Genomic DNA, 19,259 nt, shown 5'->3' on the forward strand with positions numbered 1-19,259 from the left:
ATCAAAAAAATATTCGCGCTCGATGACATCCGTTACCGTTGGGTTAACGATGGAAGGAGACCCCCATGAGCTTTCAGAACCCAGTCTTCATTCCGGGCCCGACGAACATCCCGGAAAACCTGCGCAAGGCCTGCGACATGCCGACGATCGACCACCGTTCGCCGCTGTTCGGCCAGATCCTGCACCCCGCCCGCGAAGGCGTGAAGAAGGTGCTGAAAAGCGACGCAGCCGAGATCTTCATCTTCCCCTCCACCGGAACCGGCGGATGGGAAACCGCGCTCAGCAACACGCTGTCGGCAGGTGACAAGGTTCTGGCGGCCCGCAACGGCATGTTCAGCCACCGCTGGATCGACATGTGCCAGCGCCACGGGCTGGACGTTCAGATCGTCGAAACGCCCTGGGGCGAAGGTCTGCCCGCAGAACGCTATGAAGAGATCCTGACCGCCGACAAGAACCACGAGATCAAGGTCGTTCTGGCCACGCATAACGAAACCGCGACCGGCGTGAAATCCGACATCGCCGCCGTCCGCCGCGCGCTGGATGCGGCAGGCCACCCGGCGCTGCTGTTTGTCGATGGCGTCAGCTCTATCGCGTCGATGGATTTCCGCTTTGACGAATGGGGCGTTGATATCGCCGTCACCGGCTCGCAAAAGGGCTTCATGCTGCCGCCGGGCCTTGCCATCCTCGGCTTCAGCCAGAAGGCGATGGAGGCGACGAAATCGGCCACCCTGCCCCGGACCTTCTTCGATGTCCGCGACATGGAAAAAAGCTATGCGAATAACGCCTATCCTTACACCCCGGCGGTTGGCCTGCTGAACGGGCTTAATCAGGCTTGCGGGATGCTGCTGACCGAGGGGCTGGAAAATGTCTTTGCCCGCCACCACCGCATCGCCGAAGGCGTTCGCGCCGCGACCGAAGCCTGGGGGCTGAAGCTGTGTGCCGCCAATCCGTCGGTCTATTCCGACACGGTCAGCGCGATTCGCACGCCGGACGGGTTCAATGCCACCGAAATCGTCACCCATGCCGCCAAGATCTACGGAGTCGCCTTTGGCGTGGGCTTGGGTGAAGTCGCGGGCAAGGTCTTCCGCATCGGCCATCTGGGCAGCCTGACCGATGTCATGACGCTGTCGGGTCTGGCCACGGCCGAGATGTGCATGGCCGATCTGGGGCTTGAGATCCGGCTGGGTTCGGGCGTTGCGGCGGCGCAGGAATATTACCGCGCAAATCCGGCGAGCGCCCACAAGGCCGCCGCGTGATGAAGGACGTGGCGATGCAGATCCCCAGCTATCAGGACATGCTGGACGCGCATGACCGGATCAGGCCGCATATCCGCCTGACCCCGGTTCGCGTGTCGGACTACCTGAACGAGTTGACCGGCGCGCAGCTGTTCTTCAAATGCGAAAACTTTCAGGAGCCGGGGGCCTTCAAGGTCCGCGGCGCCAGCAACGCGGTTTTCGGGCTAAGCGAGGAACAGGCGAAGCTGGGTGTTGCCACCCATTCGTCGGGCAACCACGCGTCCTGCCTGTCCTATGCCGCGATGCTGCGGGGCATTCCCTGCAATGTCGTCATGCCGCGCACAGCACCGCAGGCGAAGAAGGACACCGTGCGCCGTTACGTTGGCAGGATCACCGAATGCGAGCCGTCGACCTCGTCGCGAGAGGAGACATTCGCGCGCGTGCAGGCCGAAACCGGGGGCGATTTCGTCCACCCCTATAACGATCCGCGCGTGATCGCCGGTCAGGGGACGTGCTCGAAAGAACTGATCGAGCAGACGGACGGGCTGGACATTGTCGTGGCCCCCATCGGCGGCGGCGGGATGATTTCCGGCACCTGCCTGACGCTGTCGACGCTGGCACCCGAAACGCAGGTGATCGCGGCGGAACCCGAAACCGCCGACGACGCCTATCGCAGCTTCAAGGCGGGCCGGATCATCGCTGACGACGCGCCGAAATCGGTGGCCGATGGGCTGCTGGTGCCGCTGAAGGACCTGACATGGCATTTCGTTTCGAACCATGTTGCGCAGATCTATACGGCCTCCGAGCAGGAGATCGTCGAGGCGATGAAGCTGATCTGGAAGCATCTGCGCGTGGTGGCGGAACCCTCAAGCGCCGTCCCGCTGGCGACGATCCTGAAGAACTCCGCCGCCTTCAGGGGCAAGCGCGTCGGCATCATCATCACGGGCGGCAATGTCGATCTGGACCGCCTGCCCTGGAATAACTGAGGACAAAGCCATGAACGCACCTGTCAACCTCGAAACGCTGGATGTCGGCTTCGACGTCCCCGCCCTGCCCGGTATGGACGCGGCGGATATCCAGACGCCCTGCCTGATCCTTGACCTGGACGCGCTGGAACGCAACATCAAGAAGATGGGCGATTACGCCAAGGCGCATGGGATGCGCCACCGCGTCCACGGCAAGATGCACAAATCGGTCGATGTGGCCAAGCTGCAGGAACGTCTGGGCGGCGCTGTCGGCGTCTGCTGCCAGAAGGTGTCGGAAGCCGAGGTCTTTGCCCGTGGCGGCATCAAGGATGTTCTGGTGTCAAACCAGGTCCGCGACCCGGCCAAGATCGACCGACTGGCGCGGCTGCCGAAACTGGGCGCACGCATCATCGTCTGCGTCGATGACGTCGACAATGTAGCGGACCTGTCGGCTGCCGCTGAGAAGCACGGGACCGAGATCGAATGCTTCGTCGAAATCGACTGCGGCGCGGGGCGCTGCGGGGTCACCTCGACCGAGGCCGTGGTGCAGATCGCGCAGCCCATCGACGCCGCGCCGGGTCTGAAATTCACCGGCATTCAGGCTTATCAAGGTGCGATGCAGCATCTGGACAGCTATGAGGCGCGCAAGGAAAAGCTGGATATCGCGATTGCAATGGTCAAGGACGCCGTGGCCGGTCTGGAAGCGGTGGGGCTGAAGCCGGAACTTGTGTCCGGCGGCGGCACCGGGTCGTACTACTTCGAATCGAATTCCGGCGTTTTCAATGAATTGCAATGCGGATCTTATGCGTTCATGGACGCAGATTATGGCCGCATTCTGGACAAGGACGGCAAGCGCATAGATCAGGGCGAATGGGAAAACGCCTTCTTCATCCTGACCCAGGTGATGAGCCACGCAAAGCCCGACAAGGCGATCTGCGATGCCGGGTTGAAGGCGCAATCGGTCGATAGCGGCCTGCCCTTCATCTATGGCCGCGACGATGTCGAATACGTCAAATGCTCGGACGAACATGGCGTCATCGCTGACCCGCAGGGCGTGCTGAAGGTGGGCGAAAAGCTGCGGCTGGTCCCCGGCCACTGCGACCCGACTGCAAATGTCCATGACTGGTATGTCGGCGTTCGCGGCAACAAGGTCGAGGTGGTCTGGCCGGTTTCGGCCCGCGGCAAAGCCTACTGACATCCCTCAAGGAAGGCCGTTGCCGCGAGGGCAGCGGACGCCGCCCATGTGCTGCTTACCTTCCGGCACAGGCACATGGGCGCACGAAATCCATACGGAGACTGACATGCTGATCGTGCCAGAGCGCGAAATTGCTGAGCTGATGACGCGCGAGGCCGCTTTCGACGCGGTCGAAAAAGTGTTTGCCGCCATGGCCGCAGGTGACGCCTATAACTTCCCCGTCGTGCGCGAGGCGATCGGGCATGAGGATGCGCTTTACGGCTTCAAGGGTGGGTTCGACCGGGCCGGTCTGACGCTGGGGCTGAAGGCGGGCGGCTATTGGCCGAACAATCTGGAAAAGCGCGGGCTTATCAACCATCAGTCGACGGTTTTCCTGTTCGATCCCGATACCGGCAAGGCGATTGCCATGGTCGGCGGCAACCTGCTGACGGCTTTGCGGACCGCTGCCGCATCCTCGGTGTCGATCCGGCATCTAGCGCGCAAGGATGCGAAGGTGATCGGCATGGTCGGTGCGGGGCATCAGGCGAAATTCCAGTTGCGTGCGGCGCTGGAGCAGCGCGATTTCGAAAAGGTCATCGGCTGGAACCGGCATCCAGAAATGCTGAAAAATCTGGAAGACATCGCGGCAGAGGCCGGCCTGCCCTTCGAGGCGGTCGAGCTTGACGGGATGCGTCAAGCGGACGTGATCGTCACCATCACCTCGTCCTTCGCGCCGATCCTGATGAAGGATCACGTCAGCCCCGGTACCCATATCGCCTGCATGGGTACCGACACAAAAGGCAAACAGGAAGTTGACGCCCAGCTTCTGGCCGGTGCCAGAGTCTTTACCGATGAGATCGCGCAATCTGTCACCATTGGCGAGTCGCAGCATGCGATTGCGGCGGGTTTGATCGCCGAAACGGATATTGCGCAGCTTGGCGCGGTCATCAACGGCACCGATCCGGGGCGGAGTTCTGACGATCAGATCACGCTGTTCGACGGCACAGGCGTCGGGTTGCAGGACCTTGCAGTCGCGGCTGCGGTCGTCGAACTGGCGGCCGAAAAGGGTGTGGCGACTGAGGTCGAGCTCTGACCTGAACCCCGAACACCAAAACGAAAGGCGACCCGAATGAGGCCGCCTTTTTCGGCGTATTGCGTCTGCGCCACCTGACCTTCATCGCCTGCCCGGCAACCTGAACTGCGCAATGGACCGGTTGTCGCCAAGGAGATGATTCGCAAGTATGCAGGCGAAGCGCGTCAGGAAATGCACGCCCGTCAGGCGAGGAACAAAGCGCAGGTCAACGGAACAACATCAGAGCACGAAACTGATGCCAAAAGTACTACCCTGCAAGCGCGCGGTACAGCCATGTCTTTGAAAAGATGGTGCCCGGAGGCGGATTCGAACCACCGACACGCGGATTTTCAATCCGCTGCTCTACCAACTGAGCTATCCGGGCACATCAGCCTCTGCTGAGGTGTGAGGGTGTTTACGCAAGCCAGACTGCAGTGTCCAGAGCGAAAAACTATTCTTTCTGATCGTCATCCTCGGGTGTCGCGCGTTCGCCCGGAATGACGTAGTCGCCACGCAGCCAATGTGCGAGGTCCAGGTCGGCGCAGCGCCGCGAACAGAAGGGCCTGTAGGCCTTGATGCCGGGCTTGCCGCATATCGGACATTTCGCCATCACAATCCCTCCAGCAGGCGATTGATCGGCATTCGGTCGCGCTTGCGGCTCAATTCGAATAGTCCCATCGCTGTCCAGCCAGACAGAACCGCATCGCTGCCGTCCGCGCGGAATGCCTTCTTCAGTTCTTGTTCGAGAGTACCGCGCTCGCGCTTGGGGATCGGCGCGAAATCCACGACGACCTGTCCGCCGAGACCGCGCAGGCGAAGCTGGCGCGGCAGGTCGCGCGCAAGGGCGATGTTCGCCTTCAGCCCGGCAGCGGCCGAGCCGTCGCTGCCTGTGTTCACGTCAATGGCGACAAGCGCGCGCGTCTGCTCGATATAGGCAGACGCGCCGGCAGGCAGCGGGACCCGCGACGACAGAAGCGCGGACAGGGTGTCCTGCGCATCCGGCGACAGGATGTCATGCTCCGTCACGACATCAGGTGGCGGCACTGCCCAGTCGCGCCACGCGGTTTCGGATGGGCTGGCCGCGTCCAGCAGCAATTCGGGCGCGCCGTCCAGATCGGCGGCAATATCATTCGCAATCGCTGCCAGATCGGCGAGTTCTGCGGCGATGTCGCTGTCTTCGGCCCCAACCGAGGCACTGCGCAGGATCAGACCCGTCTCAGCTCCGCCAAGCGCCGCATTTCCAATGTCCTGCAGCTCGGACCTGCGGTCGGCGTCGCGTATCGCCCGCGAAACGTTCACGCCCGGCACTCCGGGGGTCGCAATGCCGTAGCGGCCACGAATAAGGACGCGAGACGAAAGTGGCACGGCTTTGCCATCCTCGGCTACGCCGCTCACCTGCACCAGAACCGGTTGACCCTCGCTAAGACCACTGCGATCACGGAGATAGCCGCTTGCACCGTCCGGCAGGGTGACGAACACACCGCCCTGCCCCTTCATCAGCCGGTTGACGCGGCCACGCAGGATCGCACCAGGCGCAAATGCAACCAGATCAGATGCATCAATCGCGACATCCTCAAGGCGGCCATCGACCATCAGCAGCGCGGCCTCTCGACCGGCGACCTTGCCAAGCAGTATTTCGCGTCCCTTCATCTAGGCGTCCTCTTGCGTGCAAGTCGATTGCGCAGCGCGCAGCAGGACCTGTGTCTCTGCCAGGGGCAGGCCGACGACAGCGCTGAAAGAGCCTGACATCCAGTCGACAAACGCCCCCGCTCGGCCTTGAATCGCGTAACCACCGGCTTTGCCCTGCCATTCGCCACTGGCGAGATAGTCGTCAATCTCGCCTTTGCTCAGGGCGCGCATACGCACAACGGTTTCCACCACGCGAACCCATTCGCGGTCCTGACGGCGCACAGCGATGGCGGTCATGACCCGATGTCGGCGGCCTGCGAGCAGGCGCAGAAAATCGCGGGCCTCGGACATGTCATTCGGCTTTCCAAGAATCCGGCGACCCGCAACGACGGTCGTGTCGGCAGCAAGGACGATCTCGCCGGGCCCCGCAGGAATGGCCGCCGCCTTTTCAGCCGCCATCCGCCTGACATAGTCGCGCGGGCGTTCAGATTTGGCGGGCGTCTCGTCGATATCGGCGGGGCGGACGTCGTCGGGTACGATCCCGATCTGGCGCAGCAGATCAAGCCTGCGCGGGCTGGCAGAGCCAAGGATCAGCCGGGATGTCGGCACGCTGGTCATATCAATCGACGTTTTCTTTCGACAGCGCTCCGCGTCGCGAAGTCACATATACCGACCCCGCCGCTTCGCGACACCGCGATGTGCCGCGCCGCACGGTCACTTGAAGCGATAGTTGATCCGTCCCTTGGTCAGATCATAGGTGTTCATTTCCACCTGAACCTTGTCGCCAGCCAGAACACGGATGCGGTTTTTTCGCATCTTCCCTGCCATATGCGCGATGATTTCATGGCCGTTTTCTAGCTCGACCCGGAATGTCGCATTGGGCAGGAGTTCCTTCACGACGCCGGGGAATTCGAGCATTTCTTCCTTGGCCATGGTCACTCCTAGACAGCATACCCGCATCAAGCTGCGGGGCGCTGGTTAAATGCGTCCGTGCCGCCCGGTTTTCAAGGGAAAAAGCGCGCATAGCATCGTTTCGCGGCAGTCGCGTGACAAAAGCGGCGCGGAGAGAGGCATGCAGACCTTCGTCAGTGAACCCCAAAAGTGATCTGCATGGCGGTCCAATGAGGCACACGTTTTTGCCGGAATAAAGCGCCTGCGCCGCTAGTTCGCGATCAGCATATTCTCATCCTCTTCGGGATCATCGCCCGTTTCGCGGAACGGGTCAGGGGCATCTGCGTCGCCAAGAGGAAGCATCGCGACCGTATCGTCGTCGTCGCCGCCGGCAAGAGCGGCGCCGGTCGTGAAGATATTGTCGCGGTATGTATCTGTGGCCTGCCGGTCATCATCACGAAGCCCTGTCCTCGCGGTTTCAGCATCTTCGCCCGAGGCATGAAACCGGTTGCCTCCCGCCATGCCGCCGATACGCAAAGCCCTCATTCCGTGGAACGCGCCGAGCTTTCCCTGCGCCAGAAGCTGGCTCGCGCCGGTTTCCAGCCGAACCGCACCCATTGCCCCCGCAGGAAGATTAAGCTCCGCGCCGGGCTGAAGCGCGCGAAGTTCGCGCAGCGAAATCCGACGGCGGCACAGCACGACATGCAGCGAAATCGGTGCGCGGCGCACTGCGCTGGCAAGGCTTTGCTGGACATGCGGGGCATGCCGCGAAATCCCGGCACCAACTTCGTCCCGGCCCCGTCTTGCATCGGTTTCGCCACCCGGCAGGAACAGAAGCAGGCTTGCGTCGCGCACACCACCATGACCAAGCCGCAGGTCCACGCGCATCGAGCGGTAGGCGAGGTCTTCAAGCATCAGCTCAAGTGGTTTTGGATCGTCAACGAAGCTTGCGAAGCGATAGGCCGTAACCTCAACGCCCTGGCCTTTGGTTTCGGCGGAAAGCTCTGCAAGCATCGCATTGACGAATTCAGCAGAGATCGAGGCATCGGTGCGCGTGGGGCGACGCTCTCTCGGGGGGGTGCGTGTTACGCGGCCGATCGACTGCATTTCGATTATGGCGGTCAGGAACTCCGGGCAAAGCGCCACGATCCCCAGCAGACCCTGCGCATCTTCGACAATCATGATAAGCGCCCGCTCTGGCAAACGCTCTGACAGTTCCGCGAGGCTCGCAGTTTCGATGTAGGTCCGCGACGGATAGACCGGCATTGCGCATGATTTCTGCGCCGCCCGCCCTACCGCAAGCGTCAGCGCACGTTCCGGGGTCGATGCCGCTGGCATGTCGGACGCGCGACTTGGCACAACATCTGCCCCTTCGGCAGCCCCCTTGCGTGCGAGATAGCGGCGCAGAACCGCCACGGTTCCGCGCGCGGTGGCATCCTGCGCCGCTGCCGTTTTCTTGCCCGCTGCCCTTGCCATTGCCTGCCCGAATCATCTCTGCCTTGTTGCAGACTTGCACGCTCAAGGTTGATATTCGGTTTACGCGGGCGCGTTGTCGTCGCCGAAGCCCGGCGGTCGGTGCGGCAGAACCAGCCGGAATGCCGCGCCCTCATGCCCGGGCAGATAGGTGATAGAGCCGCCAAGCACCGTCATCACCTCGCGGGATATCGAAAGCCCGAGGCCCGCGCCCCCGGCCCGCGACGGGTCGTTCAGGCGCGAAAATTTCTCGAAAATGAGATCCTGCTTTTCGGGGGGAATGCCCGCACCATTGTCCATCACGTCGATCTGTGTCGTTCCGCGATGCTGCTGCGCCCGAATGCTCAGCACCGGGCGCGCGACATCGCAATATTTGCGGGCGTTTCCAATCAGGTTGATCAGCACCTGAAGCAAACGGTCCGCGTCGGTCAGCACCATCAAATGCTCTGACGGCTGGTCGCGGTCTATGGTCAGCGCTCTGCCACGGCCAAGCGCCGAACTCGCCTCGATCGCGCGCGAGATGATGTCATGAAGGTTGGCCACGGACGGCGAAAGCCGCGCGCGGCCGCTTTCCAGAACGGAAATATCCAGAAGATCGTCCAGAAGCCGGGTCAGTCGAGAGGCTTCCTCGTGGATGATCCCGGCAAACCGGGTCCGCTCCTCGACCGAAATGTCGGGAAGTTTCAGCAGTTCGGAAAATGCCTGAACCGAGGTCATGGGGGTGCGCAATTCATGGCTGATCTGACCAAGAAACGCGTCCTTCTGCACCGAAAGCGCGGTCAGGCGGTCATTCGCTTCCTGCAGGCTGCGCGCTGTACGCGCCAACTCGTCCGAATCGTCTTTCAGCCGCCGCGCCCGTTCCTGCGCCCGCTGCGCCTCGCCGGCGACAGCCATCAGCTCGGCCATCGAGGTCGGGCGCTGTCCCGCCACCTGGGCCAGCATGGCATGTGCTGTGGCGGTCCCGACGGCCCCCGCCAGCCGACGTTCCAGACGCGACAGAAAACCGGCGCTGACATCGGGCAGAAAACCTGATTTTCCCTGCCGTTCAGCCTCGGCCCGGAAAAAGCGCAGCGCCTCGTCTCCACCCCAGATCCTGCGGGCGAGCGTCAGAAGAGCCTCGGCGCGGGCGGCACCATCCGCGCGGGGCGGCGTACTGACCGCTGCCGCTTCGGGGGCGACGGCGTGAACGAATGACAGCGCCTGCAGACGTTCCTGCGGATCGGGAAGCGTGATCAGCGACACCCCGACAAACAGCGCCACATTGAGCCCGAGCGAGATCAGCACTGCCGCCGCCAGTGCGTCGACGCCGCCCCAGTTGATATCGGGAACCCAGCCGAGCGAGGGCAGGAATACCAGCGCCAGCCAGACCGCCGAACCCGCCGTGATGCCGCAATAGGCACCAAGCCGCGTTGCCCCGCGCCACAACAGACCGCCCAGCATTGCCGGCAAAAGCTGCGCGACGCCGACAAAGGCGACGGTTCCCATCGCCGCCAGCGCCTGACCGCCGCCATATGCCTGATAGACAGCCCCCGCCCCGATCACCGCAAGGATCGCGAAACGGCGCGAGATCAGAAGCGGACTGCGAAGGCTAGCCGGCGCCGCGTCGCCCGGCTCTGTCCGCTTGAGCGCCAGATAAAGCGGCACCAGCCAGTGATTCGAGATCATCGTTGCCAGCGCGATCGCGCTGATAATGACCATCGACGTGGCAGAGCTGAGCCCACCAAGAAAGACCAGCAGCGCCAACCCGTTCGCGCCCTGCGACAGTGGCAGGTGCAGGACATAGAGGTCCGGCGACACCTCGGCAGGCAGCATCTCGCGGCCGATCACGGCGATTGGCAGCACGAAAAGCGACATCGCCATGAGATAGGCCGGAAACGCCCAGGCCGCTGAATTGAGGGGGGTTTCGTCAGCGGGTTCAATGACCAGCACCTGAAACATGCGCGGCAGCGTGACGATAGCCGCCGCAGACACAGCGATCAGGGCGGTCCAGCGGTCGGGGCGCAGCATCCAGCCCGCAGCATCAGGATCGGCGGCCCGCGCAGCGATGCGCCCGATCACATCTGCTGGCCCACCGGCAAGCCCCCAGATCACCCAGACACCAAGCGCCACAAAGGCAATCAGCTTGACCACGGCCTCGACGGCGATGGCCATGACGACGCCGTGATGACGCTCATCTGCCGCGAGATTGCGGGTGCCGAACAGAATTGCGAAAACCGAAAGTCCGGCTGCGACCCAAAGGTCGAGCGGACCGGGCAGCACGTCGCCGGGTCCGAAGGCAGCAAATGACAGCGAGATCGATTGCAATTGCAACGCCAGATATGGCGTCGCGGCAACCAGTGAGATCAGGGTAATCAGCGCGGCGAGCGGGTTCGACTTCCCGAACCTCGCCGAGATGAGGTCGGCGACCGAGGTTACGCGGTGCATCTTGGCCACGCGGACCAGCCTGCGAAGCCCCCACCAGCTTCCGGCCAGCACCACCGTCGGCCCCAGATAGATTGTTACGAATTCAAGCCCGGATCGGCTCGCATAGCCGACTGCGCCGTAAAATGTCCACGCCGTGCAATAGACCGAGAGCGAGAGGGTGTAGACGATCGGGCGCTCGGTCCAGCGGGTGCGCCCGCGCGACGCGGCGCGGTCCGCGGCCCATGCGACCACGAACAGAAGGCCGACATAGACAAGCGCTGCGAAGACCAGCGTGTCAAAGCTCATCCGGCGCAGCTCCTCCGCCTGGTGCGATCTGCGCCGGCGCGGGCGGTGCGGGTGGCAATGACCGGGCGGGTTTTGCGGACAGCCGGCGATGCAGCACCGCAGAGACAGCGATTACCAGAAGCCAAAGCGCGAAAAGCCAGATCATTCCGCCTGCGCCGGACAGCGCATCCGGCATCAGCCAGACCGGCAGCAGCAACGCGGCAAGTGTCACGATGGGCAGGATGCGCGCCGCATCCTTCAGGCGGCGACGGCGATAAGCGGCGCGTTCCAGAAATATGGGCCTGTCATTTGGCAGGCTCATCCCGGCGCGCCCAGCATTTCGACAACTGTTCTGCGCAATTCGTCATTGTCGAAGGGCTTCGACATGATCCTGTCGGCATCGGCGGGTGCGATCCCACTGCGCCCCGCCGTGCCGCGCGCGGTCAGGATCAGCACCGGCGTCGCGGCCAGCGATGGATCGGCGCGCAGGCCAGACAGAACCTCCAGCCCGGATTGCGCGGGCAGCATGATGTCAAGAATCACCAATCGTGGCCGCAGACGCGCGATATGATCCAGCGCCTGTCCACCTTCGCCCCAGTGATCCAGTCGCCAGCCGTCACGGGTCAGGATGAAGCGCACCGCCTCGGCGATGTTTGGCTCGTCCTCGATCAACAGGATGTCGGTGTCTGACACCTCGCCCCCTCTCGCCCTGCCTTCACGGATAAGCAGGGTCACGACGCTTGTCAAAGCCGGGTTGCTCCTGAACTGCGTCTGCCGGTCGCGCCAGCCGTATGCAGGATCGAACTGACGCGGCGCGCCGGGCATGAATTGCGCGGGCATATGCGACAACTCGGGCCGACGGGAACCGGCTGACCCGGCGCGACGGGCGCGTCTGCCGGCGCAGGGCGCATCAACATCACGGAATGGCTGAGGAAAGGGCCGGAAAGACCGCCGGCACTTTGGCGTGTCGCAAGCGCGATTGCGTTCAGTCGCTGCCCTGTCTCAAGCTCGATCAGGCGTGACACGGCGGTGCCGGGCTGGCCAATCGCCTCGAAGATGGGAAGCATCGCACAGGAATCGCCGGGCCGCCCGAATGACATGCCACGCGCGGCGCGTCGAAAGATCAGCCCCCCCGCACCGTCGCAGATCAGCAGTCCGCTGTCAGGCTCGGTCATGCCCAGGCGGCGCAGCACCAGATCCGCGGGCAGCCCCAGATCCTGCGCCAATTGCAGCGGATCGGGCGATGGATCAGTCCCGGTCGCGGCGGCCAGAACCTCGGTCGGCAAGTCAGCCAGATCGCGTCTTTCGCGATCCTGCCAGTCCTGCGCCAGATCGCGCGCTGCGTCGGATGCGGGCAGGTCCTGTGGCGCGCCCTCGGCCAGCCATGCCTCGAATTCCTCGTGCGGGGTCAGCAGGCCTGCATCATCCTCGAACCCGTCGAGATAGGCGACAAGGGCCTGGGCCGTTGTGGACAGGCGCCTGCTGTCCTGATCGAGATTTCCATGAAAGCGCGCCCGCCATTCCCGATCCATTTCTGGTTCCTGCACCAGAATGGAGGCGGTCGAGCGCAGCGAGGTCGTGGCCGACAGCACCTCGTGCAGCGTGTCCAGAAGATACGGGTTCTGCGTCATGCGATCTGACAGTTCCGTCAGACGCCTGCCCTGCGCCTCGTTCATCTGCGACAGCGCAACGACCAGCCGCGCCCAGCCGGGCAGGCGCGCGGCAAATTCGGCGATCCGGTCTTCCTCGGCCGCCGCATCCGTCGCGGCCTCACCGGCGGCCGCAATGCGCAAACCCTCCAGAATAGCCTGCGCGCGCCCCCCCTCCAGTTCCTCTTCGGAGATTTGCAGCGCGGCGGCCAGCCGGGCGCGCATCGCATCAGTCAGATTGCGGCGATCATGCTCGATCAGGTTCAGATAGGCGGGGGAAATGCCGACATCGCGTGCCAGATCGGCCTGCGCCCGCCCCAGCGAAAGTCGCCTTTCGCGGATGCGCGTGCCCGCAGAAACACGGTGAGGGCTTGTGCGTTCATTCATCTTTACATGAAACGCCCGAAACAAACGGCGCGCAAGCACATGTTTCAGAAGATGATTTACAAAAGGTCCGGCATTTTACAGCGCGAGGCCGTGGCGTCCGGCCAGATCGGTAAAGAACTGCCACGCGACCCGGCCAGAGCGTGCGCCACGCGTTGCCTGCCATTCTATCGCCTCGGCCCGCAGGGTATCTGGGTCGATATCCAGACCGTAGGCGTCGCAATAACCCCGGATCATTTGCAGATACTCGTCCTGCGCGCAGGGGTGAAAGCCAAGCCACAGCCCGAAGCGGTCAGACAGCGATACCTTTTCCTCAACCGCTTCGCCGGGATGGATCGCGGTCGAGCGTTCATTGTCGATCATGTCGCGCGGCATCAGATGGCGGCGGTTTGACGTGGCATAGAGGATGACGTTGTCAGGCCGACCGGCCAGACCGCCGTCCAGCACCGCCTTCAGCGATTTATACTGCGTATCGTCGTGGCTGAAGGACAGGTCGTCCGCGAACAGCAGAAACCGCCGGTCGCTGGCCTGCCCCAGCAAAGCCAGCAGGCGGTCTACGCTGGCAAGGTCTTCGCGTGCGATCTCGACCAGCACCAGCGGCAGACCCTGCGCGCGCGCCTCTGCATGGGCGGCCTTGACAAGAGAGGATTTGCCCATGCCCCGCGCGCCCCAGAGCAGCGCGTTATTGGCAGCGTGGCCAGACGCGAACTGCAGCGTATTGGCCAGCAATATGTCGCGCGCGCGGTCTATGCCGACCAGTTGCGCCAGCTCGACCCGGTTTACCCTCGCCACCGGCTCCAGCCGGTCCGGGCGCGTGTGCCAGATATAGGCATCGGCCTCGGCAAAGCTGGGGGGCGGCGCTGGTGCGGGGGCCAGACGTTCCAGCGCGTCGGCGATGCGGCTGAGCGTATCGTCACTCATCTTCGACCGGCAGACCCTGCGCGCGCAGTTCTTCATTGCGGCGTGTCTCGATATGCCGGACAAGCTGGATCGAGATTTCGTACAGGCCATAGACGACCGAGAACAGCACCACCTGACTGATGACGTCCGGCGGGGTCACGATCGCCGACAGAAGCAGGATCAGGACGACCGCATATTTACGGACGCTGCCCAACCCCTTGGACGAGACCAGCCCCGCCTTGCCCATCAGCGTCAACGCGACGGGAAGCTGAAAGGACAGCCCGAAGGCAAGAATGAACTTCGTGGTCAGCGCAAGATATTCGCTGACCGATCCCTGAAAGACGATCCCCGCCATCGCGGTCGATGCCGTCGATGCCGTGTCGGCATCGTCAGGCAATGCCAGCGGCCCCTGCTGAAATCCGAGGAAGAAGTCATAGGCCATTGGCAGAATTACATAATATGCAAATGCTGCGCCCAGAAAAAACATCGCTGGCGAGGCGATAAGGAAGGGCAGGAAGGCCTGCTTCTCGCTGCGGTACAGCCCCGGCGCGACGAATCGCCACATCTGAAAGGCAATCACGGGAAAGGCGAGGATGAAGCCCCCGAAGAAGCTGATCTGAATGGCGACGAAGAAACCTTCCTGAAGTTTCAGAAGGATAAGCCCGCATTCCTGGCCGCGCGTCTCCAGCGCCTGACATATCGGACGCGTCAGAAAGTTGTAGACCGGGTTCCAGACGGCATAGCAGATGACCATCGCGATCACGAAGGCAAGGACCGACCAGATCAGCCGGGTCCGAAGCTCTGCCAGATGCTCGATCAGGGGGGCGGAGCTGTCTTCGATCTCGTCCCGCGCGTCGGTCTTGCTCACCTCAGATGTCCTTTGAATCGCTGCGCCGAACGGCATGCAGGCGTCGCTGACCGGATGCGGGTGGTGGCGTTTCCGCGTCGGCGGATGGTGCTGCAGGGGCTGGTGCCGTGGCGGCCGGTGCAGATGCCGGCGTCGCACCATCCGCCGGCGCTTTGTCGGATGCGGCCGGATCGGGCTGCGCAGATGCACGCGACGACGGGATCTTGGGGTCCCACTTCTCGAACCGGTCGGCAGCACGATCAAGCGCGTCAATCCCCAGCGAGCGCTTCGAGGTGACGTTGCGGATGTCGTTCAGCGACTTGGTGGCCTCATCCAGCCCTGAATCGCGAGCGGCATCCTCCATCGCGGACGAGAATTCGCGCGCCATTGAACGAACCTTGCCCGTGATCCGGCCAAGCGCCCGGAACATGTGCGGCAGGTCGCGCGGACCGATCACGATCAGCGACACCACCCCGATGAGCAGAAGCTCGCTCCAGCCGATATCCAGCATCTGGCGCCTCTAATGCGACGTGTTTCAGACCCGATTCTGGTCGTCAGGCGTCACGTCGCGCAGCTTTTCGTCGCGACGGGCCTCCTCTGACTTCATCTCTGCAGTCAGTTCCCGGCCCGAATCCTCGACCTCTTCGCTGCCTTCCTTGACGCCCTTCTTGAAAGAGCTGATCCCCTTGCCGACTTCGCCCATCAGCGAAGAAACCTTGCCCCGCCCGAACAGGACGAGCACGACAACGGCGATCAGAAGCAGGCCAGGAAGGCCGATATTGTTCAGCATGTCTTCATTCCTCCTCGGGCAGGATCGCCCGATGACGGCACATATCTATGCCTTCGCCGGCCCATTTGCAAAGCCTCGTTTGCAGCTTGCGCGGATGTGATCGCACCGGGTCCGCGCGGGATCATGCCGGCGGCCCGCATCTTGGCAGCGGGCTTCGGCTCGGTCATAAGCGGGGCATGGACATGGCCGCCATCATTACATCCTTTGTGACGCTGTTCGTGGTCATCGACCCGGTCGGGCTGGCACCGCTGTTTATCGCGCTTACGCCGGGGATGAACGACCGGCAGCGCCTGCGCATCGGCTGGCGCGCGACGGTGATCGCGGCGGTTCTTCTGACGCTGTTCGGGCTGGCAGGCGAAAACATTCTGGAATTCATCGGAATTTCGCTGCCCGCTTTTCGGATCGCCGGGGGAATTCTGCTGTTTCTGACCGCGCTCGACATGCTTTTCGAGCGCAGGACAGAGCGACGTGAGGGTCAGTCCGCCGATCAGGACCATGACCCTTCGGTCTTTCCGCTTGCCACGCCGCTGCTGGCCGGTCCGGGCGCACTTGCCACGATGATCCTTCTTGTCGGCGAAAATCAGGGGGCGGTGCATACGCTTATCATTCATCTGGTAATGCTGTTCGTGCTTGGCCTCTGCATGGTATTTTTCGTGCTGGCAGGGCCGCTGTCGCGCCTGCTGGGACGGACGGGCACAATGGTTGTGACGCGGCTTCTGGGAATGCTGCTTGCGGCATTGTCGGTGCAGTTCATCATCGACGGGCTGCGCGGAACCGGGCTTTACGCATGAACGATCAATGGCCCCGCATCGCTTATCTGGTACTGCTGCTTCTGGCGGTCGGCGGCTACCTGCTGACAGAGATGCGACAGGATTTCAGCAAGTCGCTGCGCCAGATGCTGGCCTGGGGGCTGATCTTTCTGGGGCTGATCGCGGGCTTCGGGCTTTGGGACGACATCCGGCGCGACGTCGCACCGCCGCAGATGGTCGAGGGCAACCGGATCGAGCTGCCCATGTCCGGCGACGGTCACTTCTATATCGACCTTCGCCTGAACGGCACGAATGTCGAATTCATCGTCGATACAGGGGCGTCCGATATTGCGCTGACACGGCGCGACGCGGAACGGATCGGGCTGGAGCTGGATGAGCTCAGCTATTCCGGCATTGCCTATACCGCGAATGGAGTCGTTTCGACCGCGCCCGTTTCGATCGCGCTGATCGAGATCGGCGAGATCACCGACGAGAACGTGCGCGCCGATGTCGTGGAGGGCGATCTGGACACCTCGCTACTTGGGATGTCCTATCTGCGCCGCTTCGCCCGTGTCGGTTTCGAAGGTGAAACCATGGTGCTGGAACGCTGATCTAACGCTTTTTTTCCCAACGCCCGCCAGCTTCTGACCAGTATTCCGCAGCGATGCCCGCGCCGGTCAGTTGCCGCCACTGTTCGCGCGCCCGCTCGACCGCCGACTGATCGTTACCGTCAAAGATGATGCAGACGCGGGCAAGGCGTTCTGCCTCCTCTGCCGAGACGCCCGCATCGTCAATCGCGATCAGGCAATCAGGCGCATTGCCGGCAGGCGGGGCGTCAGCGCTGCGCAGGATGATCGGCTGGCGATTGTCATGCGGCCCGCCCGCGAGGCCATGCGGCAGAAAGCCTTCATCCAGCCACAAGGCTGCGTCAAGCGCCGCCAGCCGTTCGGCGGAATCACTGCGCAATTCGACACGCCAGCCCGCGCCGAGCGCCTTGCCGAGAAGCTGCGGCAGAAGCCCCTCGGGCCGCGAGCGTGTCAGGTGATAGAAAAGCGCGTTGCCCATTCGGGCCTCAGCCCTCGTAATTGTCGCGGATCATGCGGTTCAGGGTCATCACGCCCCACCCCGACGCGCCACGAGGGGCCAGATCGGTCGCGCCGGGCGGCAGGGCAACGCCTGCAATGTCGATATGCGCCCAGGGCTGACCGTCGCGAACGAAGCGTTGCAGGAACTGCGCCGCCGTGATCGACCCAGCCGGTCGCCCGCCGGTATTCTTCACATCAGCCAGACGGCTGTCGATCAACTGGTCATATCCCGGCGAAAGCGGCAGGCGCCATGCGCCCTCGCCCTCGGCCTTGGCAGATTTCAGCACCTGATCGGCAAGCTTGTCGTCATTCGCAAATATCCCGGCATTTTCGTGGCCAAGCGCGATGATGACCGCGCCGGTCAGCGTCGCAAGGTCGATCACGGCTGCCGGATTGAACCGCGTTTGGGCATACCAAAGTACATCTGCCAGAACCAGACGGCCCTCGGCATCCGTGTTGATGACCTCGATCGTGTCGCCCTTCATGGACCGCACGATGTCGCCCGGTCGCTGTGCGCGACCATCGGGCATATTTTCGACCAGCCCGACAAGGCCGACCACATTCGCCTTGGCGCGGCGAAGCGCCAGCGCGCGCATGGTGCCGGCGACGACGCCTGCACCGCCCATGTCCATCGTCATTTCTTCCATTCCGGCGGCGGGCTTGATGGATATGCCGCCGGTATCGAAGACGACCCCCTTGCCGACCAGAGCGACCGGAGCGTCGTTCTTCTTGCCGCCATTCCAGCGCATCACGACCACCTTCGACGGCGATTCCGACCCCTGCCCCACGCCAAGAAGCGCACGCATGCCAAGCTTGGCGAGGTCATCCTCCTCCAGCACCTCGACGTCCAGGCCGATCTCCTCCATCGCCTTCAGCCGGTCGGCAAAATCGGTGGTGGTCAGGACGTTCGCGGGTTCGTTGACAAGATCGCGGGTAAAGAACACGCCTTCTGCGACGGCGGCCTGATCGCGTGCGGCCTTGGCCAGCGCTTCCGGCTTCGCGGTCATGAAGGTGACGCTGGCGCGCGCAGGATCAGGACGGTCGGCAGCCTTGCGTCCCTTCCCTTTGCCTTTGCCTTTGCCCTTGTCCTTTGCGGTCCCCGCGGCATCGCCCAGAACGGCATCGTCACTCCCACCGGCAAGCGCCTGCGCAGGCACGCCCGCGTCGTCGCCGCCATTCCCGCCGCCCGACGTCCCATCGTCTTTCCGGGTCTTGTAGACCGAAAAATCGTATCCGCGCAGCGCGAGCCCCAGTGCAACCTCGTCTGCCAGGGGGTGATTTCCCGAGAGAACCAGCGTCTCTGCCTTACCGAGTGCCGCGCCGATCGCGGCGCCGGCCTTTCTCGCCTCGGCAACCGACGCCTTGCGGGGCAGCTTTACCAGCATCAGCGATTCGGCCGCCCAGCCGCCGGGCCAGGCGAGCGTCAGCGCTTGACCGGGCTTCAGCTGCTGAAATTCCCGTGATGAAATCGCGCGCCCGACCCCGTCCCGCGCTGCCTTGGGAAGACGCGACGGAAGTTTGGCGCTATCATCCAGAACAATCGCGATCCGCCCCTCGCGCGCGGCAAGGCCTTCGGTTGCTGTTTCGGTGAAGCGGATCTCGACCGGATGGGTCATGCGGATACTCCTGTTCATATCGCTGCAAATCTATCCCGCGGTCCGACGCTTGGCCAGAGCCGCCGCCCGAGACGCCTTGCGCGCGCGGGCTTTCCCCAAGCCGCATCAAAGG

General features: G+C 63.3%; 21 protein-coding genes and 1 tRNA gene. 6 read left to right on the forward strand and 16 right to left on the reverse strand.

The window, feature by feature from the left end; all coding sequences use genetic code 11:
• The first annotated feature begins 65 nt into the window (after positions 1-65).
• From bhcA to bhcD, 4 genes are all read left to right on the forward strand, one after another.
• Positions 66-1,256, forward strand: a complete 1,191-nt coding sequence (gene bhcA, locus FQV27_RS10135; RefSeq protein WP_147097989.1) for an L-aspartate--glyoxylate aminotransferase BhcA — start codon at positions 66-68, stop codon at positions 1,254-1,256.
• Positions 1,256-2,221: a beta-hydroxyaspartate dehydratase BhcB gene (bhcB, locus tag FQV27_RS10140; RefSeq protein ID WP_147098170.1), complete on the forward strand. Its 966-nt coding sequence runs from the start codon at positions 1,256-1,258 to the stop codon at positions 2,219-2,221. Before bhcA ends, bhcB begins: the two co-directional genes overlap by 1 nt.
• A gap of 10 nt (positions 2,222-2,231) precedes the next feature.
• Positions 2,232-3,395 (forward strand): 3-hydroxy-D-aspartate aldolase BhcC, encoded by a 1,164-nt coding sequence (gene bhcC / locus FQV27_RS10145; RefSeq protein ID WP_147097991.1) that lies wholly within the window; start codon positions 2,232-2,234, stop codon positions 3,393-3,395.
• A 106-nt stretch (positions 3,396-3,501) separates the two neighbouring features.
• Entirely contained in the window at positions 3,502-4,467 is a 966-nt protein-coding gene (gene bhcD, locus FQV27_RS10150) for an iminosuccinate reductase BhcD (RefSeq protein ID WP_147097993.1), read from the forward strand.
• Between the two features lie 288 nt (positions 4,468-4,755).
• On the opposite strand, the gene FQV27_RS10155 is transcribed toward bhcD, so the two are convergent.
• The 14 genes from FQV27_RS10155 to FQV27_RS10220 form a co-directional block, all read right to left on the reverse strand.
• A tRNA-Phe gene (locus FQV27_RS10155) sits at positions 4,756-4,831 on the reverse strand.
• Between the two features lie 66 nt (positions 4,832-4,897).
• Positions 4,898-5,056, reverse strand: coding sequence for a DNA gyrase inhibitor YacG (locus tag FQV27_RS10160; protein ID WP_147097996.1), 159 nt, complete (start codon positions 5,054-5,056; stop codon positions 4,898-4,900).
• Positions 5,056-6,096 (reverse strand): ribonuclease E/G, encoded by a 1,041-nt coding sequence (locus tag FQV27_RS10165; protein WP_147097998.1) that lies wholly within the window; start codon positions 6,094-6,096, stop codon positions 5,056-5,058. The genes FQV27_RS10160 and FQV27_RS10165 overlap by 1 nt, the downstream gene beginning before the upstream one ends.
• A complete protein-coding gene (locus FQV27_RS10170) occupies positions 6,097-6,693 on the reverse strand; it encodes a Maf family protein (protein WP_147098000.1) in 597 nt (198 codons plus the stop codon).
• Positions 6,694-6,789: 96 nt separating this feature from the next.
• Complete coding sequence (gene infA / locus FQV27_RS10175) at positions 6,790-7,008, reverse strand: translation initiation factor IF-1 (RefSeq protein WP_010397442.1); 219 nt, start codon at positions 7,006-7,008, stop codon at positions 6,790-6,792.
• 228 nt (positions 7,009-7,236) lie between these two features.
• Positions 7,237-8,442, reverse strand: coding sequence for a FliM/FliN family flagellar motor switch protein (locus tag FQV27_RS10180; protein ID WP_147098002.1), 1,206 nt, complete (start codon positions 8,440-8,442; stop codon positions 7,237-7,239).
• Between the two features lie 60 nt (positions 8,443-8,502).
• Positions 8,503-11,148: an ATP-binding protein gene (locus FQV27_RS10185; protein ID WP_147098004.1), complete on the reverse strand. Its 2,646-nt coding sequence runs from the start codon at positions 11,146-11,148 to the stop codon at positions 8,503-8,505.
• Positions 11,138-11,449 carry a hypothetical protein gene (locus FQV27_RS10190; protein ID WP_186827276.1) on the reverse strand — a complete coding sequence of 104 codons (312 nt, stop codon included), beginning with the start codon at positions 11,447-11,449 and terminating at the stop codon, positions 11,138-11,140. The genes FQV27_RS10185 and FQV27_RS10190 overlap by 11 nt, the downstream gene beginning before the upstream one ends.
• The gene (locus tag FQV27_RS10195; RefSeq protein ID WP_246133063.1) at positions 11,446-11,820 is read right to left on the reverse strand and encodes a response regulator transcription factor; all 375 of its coding nucleotides are present in this window, start codon (positions 11,818-11,820) and stop codon (positions 11,446-11,448) included. Before FQV27_RS10195 ends, FQV27_RS10190 begins: the two co-directional genes overlap by 4 nt.
• Positions 11,821-11,870: 50 nt before the next feature.
• Entirely contained in the window at positions 11,871-13,163 is a 1,293-nt protein-coding gene (locus tag FQV27_RS10200; RefSeq protein WP_147098006.1) for a short-chain fatty acyl-CoA regulator family protein, read from the reverse strand.
• Positions 13,164-13,238: 75 nt separating this feature from the next.
• Complete coding sequence (locus FQV27_RS10205; protein WP_147098008.1) at positions 13,239-14,081, reverse strand: ATP-binding protein; 843 nt, start codon at positions 14,079-14,081, stop codon at positions 13,239-13,241.
• On the reverse strand, positions 14,074-14,928 hold the full coding sequence (gene tatC / locus FQV27_RS10210; protein ID WP_377768768.1) for a twin-arginine translocase subunit TatC: 855 nt from the start codon (positions 14,926-14,928) through the stop codon (positions 14,074-14,076). The genes FQV27_RS10205 and tatC overlap by 8 nt, the downstream gene beginning before the upstream one ends.
• A gap of 1 nt (position 14,929) precedes the next feature.
• Entirely contained in the window at positions 14,930-15,418 is a 489-nt protein-coding gene (gene tatB / locus FQV27_RS10215; protein ID WP_147098012.1) for a Sec-independent protein translocase protein TatB, read from the reverse strand.
• A gap of 24 nt (positions 15,419-15,442) precedes the next feature.
• Entirely contained in the window at positions 15,443-15,697 is a 255-nt protein-coding gene (locus tag FQV27_RS10220; RefSeq protein ID WP_147098014.1) for a twin-arginine translocase TatA/TatE family subunit, read from the reverse strand.
• Between the two features lie 176 nt (positions 15,698-15,873).
• Here FQV27_RS10220 and FQV27_RS10225 point away from each other — a divergent pair, with 176 nt between their 5' ends.
• Positions 15,874-16,488 carry a MarC family protein gene (locus FQV27_RS10225; protein WP_147098016.1) on the forward strand — a complete coding sequence of 205 codons (615 nt, stop codon included), beginning with the start codon at positions 15,874-15,876 and terminating at the stop codon, positions 16,486-16,488.
• Positions 16,485-17,057: a retropepsin-like aspartic protease family protein gene (locus FQV27_RS10230; RefSeq protein WP_147098018.1), complete on the forward strand. Its 573-nt coding sequence runs from the start codon at positions 16,485-16,487 to the stop codon at positions 17,055-17,057. The genes FQV27_RS10225 and FQV27_RS10230 overlap by 4 nt, the downstream gene beginning before the upstream one ends.
• Before the next feature lies 1 nt (position 17,058).
• On the opposite strand, the gene FQV27_RS10235 is transcribed toward FQV27_RS10230, so the two are convergent.
• Positions 17,059-17,511 (reverse strand): DNA polymerase III subunit chi, encoded by a 453-nt coding sequence (locus tag FQV27_RS10235; RefSeq protein WP_147098019.1) that lies wholly within the window; start codon positions 17,509-17,511, stop codon positions 17,059-17,061.
• A gap of 7 nt (positions 17,512-17,518) precedes the next feature.
• Entirely contained in the window at positions 17,519-19,147 is a 1,629-nt protein-coding gene (locus tag FQV27_RS10240; RefSeq protein ID WP_147098021.1) for a leucyl aminopeptidase, read from the reverse strand.
• Positions 19,148-19,259 lie beyond the last annotated feature (112 nt).

This window comes from Paracoccus aurantiacus, assembly GCF_007993065.1.
Classification (GTDB): domain Bacteria; phylum Pseudomonadota; class Alphaproteobacteria; order Rhodobacterales; family Rhodobacteraceae; genus Paracoccus; species Paracoccus aurantiacus.

Excerpts from the sequence above, each read along its gene's own strand:
- FQV27_RS10170 (WP_147098000.1), bottom strand. The coding sequence starts at position 6,693 with ATGACCAGCGTGCCGACATCCCGGCTGATCCTTGGCTCTGCCAGCCCG.
- FQV27_RS10185 (WP_147098004.1), bottom strand. The coding sequence starts at position 11,148 with ATGAGCTTTGACACGCTGGTCTTCGCAGCGCTTGTCTATGTCGGCCTT.
- FQV27_RS10190 (WP_186827276.1), bottom strand. The coding sequence starts at position 11,449 with ATGAGCCTGCCAAATGACAGGCCCATATTTCTGGAACGCGCCGCTTAT.
- FQV27_RS10235 (WP_147098019.1), bottom strand. The coding sequence starts at position 17,511 with ATGGGCAACGCGCTTTTCTATCACCTGACACGCTCGCGGCCCGAGGGG.
- FQV27_RS10160 (WP_147097996.1), bottom strand. The coding sequence starts at position 5,056 with ATGGCGAAATGTCCGATATGCGGCAAGCCCGGCATCAAGGCCTACAGG.
- tatB (WP_147098012.1), bottom strand. The coding sequence starts at position 15,418 with ATGCTGGATATCGGCTGGAGCGAGCTTCTGCTCATCGGGGTGGTGTCG.
- bhcC (WP_147097991.1), top strand. The coding sequence starts at position 2,232 with ATGAACGCACCTGTCAACCTCGAAACGCTGGATGTCGGCTTCGACGTC.
- FQV27_RS10220 (WP_147098014.1), bottom strand. The coding sequence starts at position 15,697 with ATGCTGAACAATATCGGCCTTCCTGGCCTGCTTCTGATCGCCGTTGTC.
- FQV27_RS10205 (WP_147098008.1), bottom strand. The coding sequence starts at position 14,081 with ATGAGTGACGATACGCTCAGCCGCATCGCCGACGCGCTGGAACGTCTG.
- FQV27_RS10180 (WP_147098002.1), bottom strand. The coding sequence starts at position 8,442 with ATGGCAAGGGCAGCGGGCAAGAAAACGGCAGCGGCGCAGGATGCCACC.
- FQV27_RS10200 (WP_147098006.1), bottom strand. The coding sequence starts at position 13,163 with ATGAATGAACGCACAAGCCCTCACCGTGTTTCTGCGGGCACGCGCATC.
- infA (WP_010397442.1), bottom strand. The coding sequence starts at position 7,008 with ATGGCCAAGGAAGAAATGCTCGAATTCCCCGGCGTCGTGAAGGAACTC.
- FQV27_RS10230 (WP_147098018.1), top strand. The coding sequence starts at position 16,485 with ATGAACGATCAATGGCCCCGCATCGCTTATCTGGTACTGCTGCTTCTG.
- bhcB (WP_147098170.1), top strand. The coding sequence starts at position 1,256 with ATGAAGGACGTGGCGATGCAGATCCCCAGCTATCAGGACATGCTGGAC.
- FQV27_RS10225 (WP_147098016.1), top strand. The coding sequence starts at position 15,874 with ATGGACATGGCCGCCATCATTACATCCTTTGTGACGCTGTTCGTGGTC.
- bhcA (WP_147097989.1), top strand. The coding sequence starts at position 66 with ATGAGCTTTCAGAACCCAGTCTTCATTCCGGGCCCGACGAACATCCCG.
- bhcD (WP_147097993.1), top strand. The coding sequence starts at position 3,502 with ATGCTGATCGTGCCAGAGCGCGAAATTGCTGAGCTGATGACGCGCGAG.
- FQV27_RS10240 (WP_147098021.1), bottom strand. The coding sequence starts at position 19,147 with ATGACCCATCCGGTCGAGATCCGCTTCACCGAAACAGCAACCGAAGGC.
- FQV27_RS10165 (WP_147097998.1), bottom strand. The coding sequence starts at position 6,096 with ATGAAGGGACGCGAAATACTGCTTGGCAAGGTCGCCGGTCGAGAGGCC.